At 40.5% G+C, this 7,597-nt stretch carries 11 protein-coding genes and 1 pseudogene; 8 read left to right on the top strand and 4 right to left on the bottom strand.

Annotated elements, in window-relative coordinates:
* Positions 1 to 227, top strand: a pseudogene (locus RWO85_RS03690) (beta-carotene 15,15'-monooxygenase); the annotation flags it as partial.
* Positions 228 to 325: 98 nt separating this feature from the next.
* On the opposite strand, the gene RWO85_RS03685 reads toward RWO85_RS03690, so the two are convergent.
* Both RWO85_RS03685 and RWO85_RS03680 read right to left on the bottom strand, forming a co-directional pair.
* The gene (locus tag RWO85_RS03685) at positions 326 to 973 is read right to left on the bottom strand and encodes a hemolysin III family protein (protein WP_173876337.1); all 648 of its coding nucleotides are present in this window, start codon (positions 971 to 973) and stop codon (positions 326 to 328) included.
* Positions 970 to 1,416, bottom strand: a complete 447-nt coding sequence (locus RWO85_RS03680; protein ID WP_050079346.1) for a DUF1836 domain-containing protein — start codon at positions 1,414 to 1,416, stop codon at positions 970 to 972. Before RWO85_RS03680 ends, RWO85_RS03685 begins: the two co-directional genes overlap by 4 nt.
* A gap of 134 nt (positions 1,417 to 1,550) precedes the next feature.
* On the opposite strand from RWO85_RS03680, the gene RWO85_RS03675 reads away from it, so the two are divergent.
* From RWO85_RS03675 to trxB, 7 genes are all read left to right on the top strand, one after another.
* Positions 1,551 to 2,045 (top strand): GNAT family N-acetyltransferase, encoded by a 495-nt coding sequence (locus RWO85_RS03675; protein ID WP_314414085.1) that lies wholly within the window; start codon positions 1,551 to 1,553, stop codon positions 2,043 to 2,045.
* Complete coding sequence (locus RWO85_RS03670) at positions 2,045 to 2,551, top strand: methylated-DNA--[protein]-cysteine S-methyltransferase (RefSeq protein WP_314414084.1); 507 nt, start codon at positions 2,045 to 2,047, stop codon at positions 2,549 to 2,551. The genes RWO85_RS03675 and RWO85_RS03670 overlap by 1 nt, the downstream gene beginning before the upstream one ends.
* Before the next feature lie 12 nt (positions 2,552 to 2,563).
* The gene (locus tag RWO85_RS03665) at positions 2,564 to 2,920 is read left to right on the top strand and encodes an arsenate reductase family protein (protein WP_261032548.1); all 357 of its coding nucleotides are present in this window, start codon (positions 2,564 to 2,566) and stop codon (positions 2,918 to 2,920) included.
* Positions 2,921 to 3,077: 157 nt separating this feature from the next.
* Positions 3,078 to 3,878, top strand: a complete 801-nt coding sequence (locus RWO85_RS03660) for an amino acid ABC transporter permease (RefSeq protein WP_001103449.1) — start codon at positions 3,078 to 3,080, stop codon at positions 3,876 to 3,878.
* Positions 3,878 to 4,621: an amino acid ABC transporter ATP-binding protein gene (locus RWO85_RS03655; protein ID WP_000590965.1), complete on the top strand. Its 744-nt coding sequence runs from the start codon at positions 3,878 to 3,880 to the stop codon at positions 4,619 to 4,621. The genes RWO85_RS03660 and RWO85_RS03655 overlap by 1 nt, the downstream gene beginning before the upstream one ends.
* Positions 4,622 to 4,698: 77 nt before the next feature.
* Positions 4,699 to 4,923 carry a DUF4059 family protein gene (locus tag RWO85_RS03650; protein WP_000926599.1) on the top strand — a complete coding sequence of 75 codons (225 nt, stop codon included), beginning with the start codon at positions 4,699 to 4,701 and terminating at the stop codon, positions 4,921 to 4,923.
* Between the two features lie 65 nt (positions 4,924 to 4,988).
* Positions 4,989 to 5,900, top strand: coding sequence for a thioredoxin-disulfide reductase (gene trxB / locus RWO85_RS03645; RefSeq protein ID WP_314414081.1), 912 nt, complete (start codon positions 4,989 to 4,991; stop codon positions 5,898 to 5,900).
* A gap of 38 nt (positions 5,901 to 5,938) precedes the next feature.
* On the opposite strand, the gene rlmB is transcribed toward trxB, so the two are convergent.
* Positions 5,939 to 6,667 carry a 23S rRNA (guanosine(2251)-2'-O)-methyltransferase RlmB gene (gene rlmB / locus RWO85_RS03640; RefSeq protein WP_314414078.1) on the bottom strand — a complete coding sequence of 243 codons (729 nt, stop codon included), beginning with the start codon at positions 6,665 to 6,667 and terminating at the stop codon, positions 5,939 to 5,941.
* Positions 6,668 to 6,711: 44 nt separating this feature from the next.
* Positions 6,712 to 7,323 carry a peptide deformylase gene (gene def / locus RWO85_RS03635; protein WP_004260025.1) on the bottom strand — a complete coding sequence of 204 codons (612 nt, stop codon included), beginning with the start codon at positions 7,321 to 7,323 and terminating at the stop codon, positions 6,712 to 6,714.
* Positions 7,324 to 7,597: the final 274 nt, after the last annotated feature.

The following is a 7,597-nucleotide window of genomic DNA, read 5'->3' as shown; positions in this document are numbered from 1 at the left end:
TTTTTAAAATACGTATAGGCGAGGCAATAATACATTCGGTGTTAATTTTATTAGTATCAGTAATTTTCAATTTAATTATTTTAATTTTAGTTAGCTTTATTGGTCAACTTTTAGGCCAAAGTGTAGTAGATATATCGGGTTTTTGGCAACCGAGTCTTATAGTTATTTCTTTGTTAGTTATTTTTTATAGTATTACAAAAGGATTTTATTTATTTCAAGATAGATAAATTGGAATAGTTACTGATTCAAAAAGAACACACTTATTGACATTGAAACCAAAGCAATACTAAAACTAAAAGGCAAGGATAAAAAACCTTGTCTTTTTTTACATGTAATAAACAATGGCGATGTATTGGAGTGCGGACGCAGCTAGGATAAAGAGATGCCAAATCATGTGGAAATAAGGTTTTTTCTTTGCATAAAATCCAGCTCCAACTGTATAACAGAGTCCGCCAGTTACCATGAGACTCCAGAAAATTGGCGTTGTTTGACTGATAATGGCAGGAATGATAGTCAGAACCAACCAGCCCATAATTAGGTAAAGAGCAAGGCTAAATTTCTCATTGACTTTTTTAGCAAAGATTTTATAGAGAATACCAAAGATAGTCGTTCCCCATTGGATGGCAATAATCAGATAGCCAAACCAGTTATTCATCAAAGTCAGTACGACAGGTGTATAAGAGCCTGCAATGGCAACGTAAATCATAGAATGGTCAATGATTCGCAAGACATATTTGTGGGTCGAACCATAGGCCATAGAGTGGTAAATGGTGGATGAGAGAAACATGAGAAAGAGACTAATAACGAAAATGGATACACCGATAGATGATAAAAATCCGTGTGTCTCATAACTATAGGTGGATGAAATAGGCAGTAAGATGAGCATGATGACTGCACCTACTGCGTGGGTCACACTATTAGCAATCTCCTCTCCAAAACTGAGTTGTTTACTGAGTTTAAGACTAGTGTTCATTGGATTACCTCCTCTTGAGTATGATGGATTAAGGCTAGGGTTTGATGATAGAGTTTAACAGTTTGGCAGCTGGTTTGGATAATGGGGTTAGCTGGATCAATTCCTTGGTTCATGTAATCCACAAAAGCGTCGTAGAGTTGGTCTGAACTTGCTTGAGTTTGTAGAGTATTAAGTGTCTGGGCTATTTCTTGAATAGAAAATACCGACTTGAGGGTTGTGATAGCAATCAAACGGGCAATCTGTTGGCGTTGGTATTTTTTCTTGTCAGGCTTTGTCAGGTAACCATGTTTCACATAATTATTGACCATAGATGCTGTTAGTCCCTTGTCTTTATCAGGAGAAATAGGGGCGCAGACCTGATTGACATAGAGCAAAACCTGATCCAGATAGAGGTCAATATTTGGGATTTCTGCCCATTTTGGGTAGGAAAAGGTGGTTTTCATTTCCGACTCCTTTTTATCTAGTTTTAATAACTAGATTATAAAATAACAAAAACAGAAAGTCAAGTTTTAACTGCTTGTGAAAAGGTTTAAATTATGCTATGATGGGAGAAACTAGTCAGAAATGAGGAGAAAAGATGGAGATTCGTTTAGCTTTTCCAAATGAAGTAGATGCTATTATGCAGGTGGTGGAGGATGCTAAGAAATGTTTAGCAGATGCTGGTAGTGACCAGTGGCAAAATGGCTATCCAAATGCTGATATTATTATTGAGGATATTATCTCAGGTCAAGCCTATGTAGCCTTGGAAGATGGAGAACTACTAGCCTATGCTGCTGTGACTAAAAGTCCAGAGGAGGCCTATGAAGATATTTATGAGGGAAACTGGCAAGCTGGAGAGTCAGAATATCTAGTCTTTCACCGTATTGCTGTGGCAGCAGCTGTGCAGGGACAAGGAGTTGCTCAAACCTTCTTAGAGGGCTTGATTGAAGGATTTGATTATCTAGATTTTCGCTCAGATACGCATGTTGTCAACAAGGTCATGCAACATATTTTTGAAAAACTTGGTTTTAAACAGGTTGGTAAAGTGCCTGTTGATGGCGAACGCCTGGCCTATCAAAAATTGAAGAAATAATGAAAAAGAAGTACGCAAAAATTCTCTACTCTTCGCCGATTGGCTCCCTTTCTCTCGTAGCTGATGACCATTATTTGTATGGCATTTGGGTGCAGGAGCAGAAGCATTTTGAGAGGGGGATAGGAGATGAAACAATAGAAGAAGTTGTTAGTCATCCTATTTTAGACCCAGTTATTGCTTGCTTAGATGCTTACTTTAAAGGTAAGTCTCGGGATTTATCCAACTTGCCCTTGGCTCCAATTGGAACGGATTTTGAAAAGCGAGTTTGGTCCTATTTACAGGGAATTCCTTATGGTCAGACAGTGACCTATGGACAAATAGCCCAAGATCTGCAAGTGGCTTCTGCTCAAGCAATTGGTGGAGCAGTGGGGCGCAATCCTTGGTCTATCCTAGTACCTTGTCATCGTGTGCTAGGAGCTGGCAAGCGTCTAACAGGTTATGCTGCAGGAGTGGAAAAGAAAGCTTGGCTCTTGGAGTATGAAGGCGCAGATTTTAAAGATATATAGAAAGTGAAACACATGTTAGAATTTATCGAATACCCAAAATGTTCAACTTGTAAAAAAGCAAAACAAGAATTAAACCAACTCGGTGTGGACTACAAAGCTGTTCACATCGTGGAAGAAACACCTAGCCAAGAAGTCATTTTAAACTGGATAGAAACCTCAGGTTTTGAGTTGAAGCAATTTTTCAACACCAGTGGGATCAAATACCGTGAATTAGGGTTGAAAGATAAGATAGGAAGTCTGTCAAATCAAGAAGCAGCCGAGTTGCTAGCAAGCGACGGTATGTTGTTAAAACGTCCAATTTTAGTAGAAAATGGAGCTGTTAAGCAAATCGGTTATCGAAAAGCTTATGAAGAATTGGGATTGAAATAGTTTTTACTTATCTCTTTGATAGATAAAATATATAGCCTCCCTGTTTCAAAGTATGATAAACTAGTAGGTAGACAAAGTCTGTATCTGACCGTAGCAAATAATTTCATTGACGGCAGAAGTATGGTAGAATGAATCATTATCAGGAGAGGATGTTTTTATGAATGTTACAACGATTTTAGCATCAGATTGGTACCAAAACTTGATGCAATTGATTCCGGATGGCAAGCTGTTTAGCCTGCGTTCGGTCTTTGATGGAATCCCTAGAATTGTCCAACAACTTCCAACAACAATTATGTTGACAATTGGTGGTGCCCTTTTTGGCTTGGTTTTGGCGCTTCTTTTTGCCATTGTGAAAATCAATCGTGTCAAGATTTTATATCCCTTGCAGGCATTCTTTGTTAGTTTCTTAAAAGGGACACCGATTTTAGTGCAACTCATGTTGACCTACTACGGAATTCCTTTGGCTTTGAAAGCCCTCAATCAGCAATGGGGTACTGGTCTCAATATCAATGCGATTCCAGCTGCTGCTTTTGCGATTGTCGCCTTTGCCTTTAATGAGGCAGCTTATGCTAGTGAAACCATTCGTGCAGCCATTCTCTCAGTCAATCCTGGTGAGATTGAGGCGGCACGCAGTCTGGGTATGACCCGAGCGCAAGTTTATCGTCGCGTGATTATTCCAAATGCGGCCGTTGTAGCGACTCCAACCTTGATCAATTCCCTCATCGGCTTGACCAAGGGAACTTCTCTAGCCTTTAGTGCGGGTGTTGTGGAAGTCTTTGCCCAAGCTCAGATTCTAGGTGGAGCTGATTACCGCTATTTTGAACGCTTTATCTCCGTTGCCCTTGTTTATTGGGTAGTCAATATTGGAATTGAAAGCCTCGGTCGTTTCATCGAGAGAAAAATGGCTATTTCTGCACCCGATACCGTGCAAACAGATGTGAAAGGAGACCTTCGTTAATGATTAAGATTTCGAATTTAAGCAAATCATTTTCAGGACAGACTGTCTTGGATCATCTGGACTTGGATATTCAAAAAGGGGAAGTTGTAGCCTTGATTGGTTCTTCAGGAGCTGGAAAATCAACCTTTCTTCGCAGTCTCAATTATCTTGAAACACCTGATAGTGGCTCTATTCAGATTGATGATTTTTCAGTTGATTTTTCTAAAATCACTCAAGAAGAAATCCTTGCCCTACGCCGTAAGCTGTCTATGGTTTTCCAACAGTTTAATTTGTTTGAACGCCGCACAGCACTTGATAATGTGAAAGAAGGCTTGGTTGTTGTCAAGAAATTGTCTGATCAAGAAGCGACTAAGATTGCCAAGGAAGAGTTAGCTAAGGTTGGACTTTCTGATCGTGAAAACCATTATCCTCGCCATTTATCAGGTGGTCAAAAGCAACGGGTTGCTCTAGCGCGTGCGCTTGCTATGAAACCAGATGTTTTGCTCTTGGACGAACCAACTTCAGCCCTTGACCCAGAATTGGTTGGTGAAGTAGAGAAGTCTATTGCAGATGCTGCTAAGTCAGGTCAAACCATGATTTTGGTCAGTCATGACATGTCCTTTGTAGCACAAGTGGCTGATAAGATTCTCTTCTTAGACAAGGGGAAAATCATCGAGTCTGGAACACCAGATGAGATTATCCACCATCCTAAAGAAGAGCGGACAAAAGAATTCTTTGCTAGTTACAAACGGACTTATATTTGATATAATAGATAAAGGAAAACTCAGTTAGATGGACTAGCTGAGTTTACTCTTTAAAAAAGATAGAAATGAGAGAAATCATGCTACTGCAACTATTTTCTTTATATTTCGAGAGTTTGATCTTGACCACCATCCTCGTCCTGATTTTTTTAGGGATTTGGATTGGACTGAGAGCCATGTCAGGAGTGGATAAGACAGCCAAGGCTCGCCAAGCCCATCTCTATGATATGATTATGATTGGAGTCTTGGTTGTTCCAGTATTATCCTTTGCGGTTATGAGTTTAATTCTTGTTTTCAAGGCATAATCCTTGCGTGATTGACAAGAAAGAGTTAGAATAAAGATAGTTACAACAAGAAAGAAGGAAACTATATGTACGATACTATTATTATCGGTGCTGGACCTGCAGGTATGACTGCAGCCTTGTATGCTGCTCGAAGCAATCTAAAAGTAGCCTTGATTGAAGGTGGTCTGCCAGGTGGTCAGATGAATAATACATCTGATATTGAAAATTACCCTGGATACGCTAATATTAGTGGGCCAGAATTGGCTGAAAAGATGTTTGAACCGCTTGAAAATCTTGGTGTTGAGCACATCTATGGTTATGTTGAGAATGTCCAAGACCATGGTGATTTTAAAACAGTGATGACCGATGACCAAACATATGAAACACGTACCGTTATCGTAGCGACTGGTTCTAAACACCGTCCTTTGGGAGTGCCTGGAGAAGAAGAACTGAACAGTCGTGGTGTTTCTTACTGTGCCGTGTGTGATGGTGCTTTCTTCCGTGACCAAGATTTGTTGGTAGTCGGTGGTGGAGATTCGGCTGTTGAAGAAGCCCTCTTCTTGACTCGTTTTGCTAAGACTGTTACCATTGTTCACCGTCGTGACCAACTTCGTGCCCAAAAAGTTTTACAAGACCGCGCCTTTGCGAATGAGAAAATCAGCTTTATCTGGGATTCTGTAGTGAAGGAAATCAAGGGTGAAAACCGAGTAGAATCTGTCGTATTTGAAAATGTGAAAACAGGTCAAGTGACAGAACAAGCCTTTGGTGGTGTCTTTATCTATGTTGGATTGGACCCTCTTAGCGATTTTGTTAAAGGATTGAATATCCAAGATCAGGCAGGTTGGGTTGTGACAGATAACCACATGAAAACTGCAGTTGATGGTATCTTTGCAGTTGGAGATGTTCGCTTGAAAGACCTTCGCCAAGTAACAACAGCAGTTGGAGATGGAGCTATCGCTGGTCAAGAAGCCTACAAGTTTATCACAGAACATAGTTAATCATAAAAAAGTTTCCAATCAGATGACTGGAAACTTTTTTATAGTCTATTTCGGAAAACTTCGTACATAAGAATGGCTGCAGCAACACTAGCATTGAGGCTTTGAACATGTCCATTCATAGGAATGGTAATCATTTCATCGACCTGTTTTTTGATGTTACTAGAGATGCCTTTTCCTTCATTTCCGATGATGAGGGCGATTTTCCCTTTTGTATTCCACTTGTGGCAAGGAGTACCATTCATATCTGTTCCAAAGGTCCAGAAGCCTTCATCCTTGAGTTTGTCTAGAGTTTGGCTTAGATTGGTTACTCGGGCAATGGGAACGTGCTCAATAGCACCTGTGGCTGTTTTAGCAACAACAGGAGTAACTCCGACAGCACGGTGCTTGGGAATGATGACACCTGAAACGTTGGTCGCATCGGCTGTTCTCAGGATGGAGCCTAGGTTATGAGGGTCGGTTAACCCGTCCAGAATTAATAGAAGTGGATTTTCTTCTTGGCGTGTTTGGGCAAGGATGTGATCCAACTCGCTATAGGCAAATTCAGATACTCGTAGAACAAAACCTTGGTGGACAGCACCTTCAGTCATCTCAGAGAGGGATTTTTTTGAAGTCCAAGAAATGGACACCTTCTTTTCTGTAGCCAGTTCCTTGACTTTCTCAAGATTCTTACCTCGGAGATCTTCTTGGAGGTAGAGTTTGTTTCCAGTATTTGCAAGGAGGGCTTCGGTAACGGCGTGGACGCCATAGACAATATCATTTGTTTTCATGCCTCTATTATAACACAAAACCCCGTCTTGCAACGGGATTTTCTTTATTCCAGAATCAGTAAACCATCTTTAACTGCAAATGGGTCTTTTTCATTGATACGATCGTAAAACATGATTCCGTTGATGTGGTCAATTTCATGCTGAACAACAATAGAGTTGTAGCCTTTGAGTTTGATGCGGTGTTTTTCTCCATCCTTGTCAAAGTAGTCAACAGTAACACGAGCATGGCGCACCACATAGCCAGGCACGTTGCGGTCAACAGACAGACAACCTTCTCCTTCGCCAAGAGCAGCATCTTGAACCGAGTGAGAGACGATTTTTGGATTGTACATAATGGCTTGAAGGTCGTAGGCTTCCTCTGGAGTTTCTCCTTCTTCAACAATATTAGGCACCAAAACAGCGATAATGCGTTTTGAGATATCTAATTGAGGAGCAGCAAGTCCAACCCCACCGCGTAGCCCCATCTTTTCAGCCATGACAGGATCTTGGGAATGTTTGAGGAATTGCATCATCTTTTCGCCTAGGATGATTTCCTGATCAGATAGGGGGAAAGTAACTTCCTCAGCAACCGCGCGTAGAGTAGGATTCCCTTCGCGGATAATATCGTTCATATCAATTAAGTGAGCAGCTTTTGTAATACGTTCTATAGCAGACATTTTCTCTCCTTTCATTACCTCTACATGATAACACAAAATGACAAGGATTGAAAGTATTACAGCCTTTAGGATTTATAGAAAATAGATAGGATGTTCAATTCATACTCAATGAAAATCAAAGAGCAAACTAGGAAGCCAGCCGCAGGCTGTACTTGAGTACGGTAAGGCGACGCTGACGTGGTTTGAATTTGATTTTCGAAGAGTATCAATTGTGAAAGAATTACTTATCTATGATATAATAAAAAGAAAAGGCTTGCATTAGAAAGTAGGGAGA

The sequence above is a fragment of the uncultured Streptococcus sp. genome, from assembly GCF_963521865.1.
Lineage (GTDB): Bacteria > Bacillota > Bacilli > Lactobacillales > Streptococcaceae > Streptococcus.
This window is presented reverse-complemented; position numbering and strand designations above follow the sequence as displayed.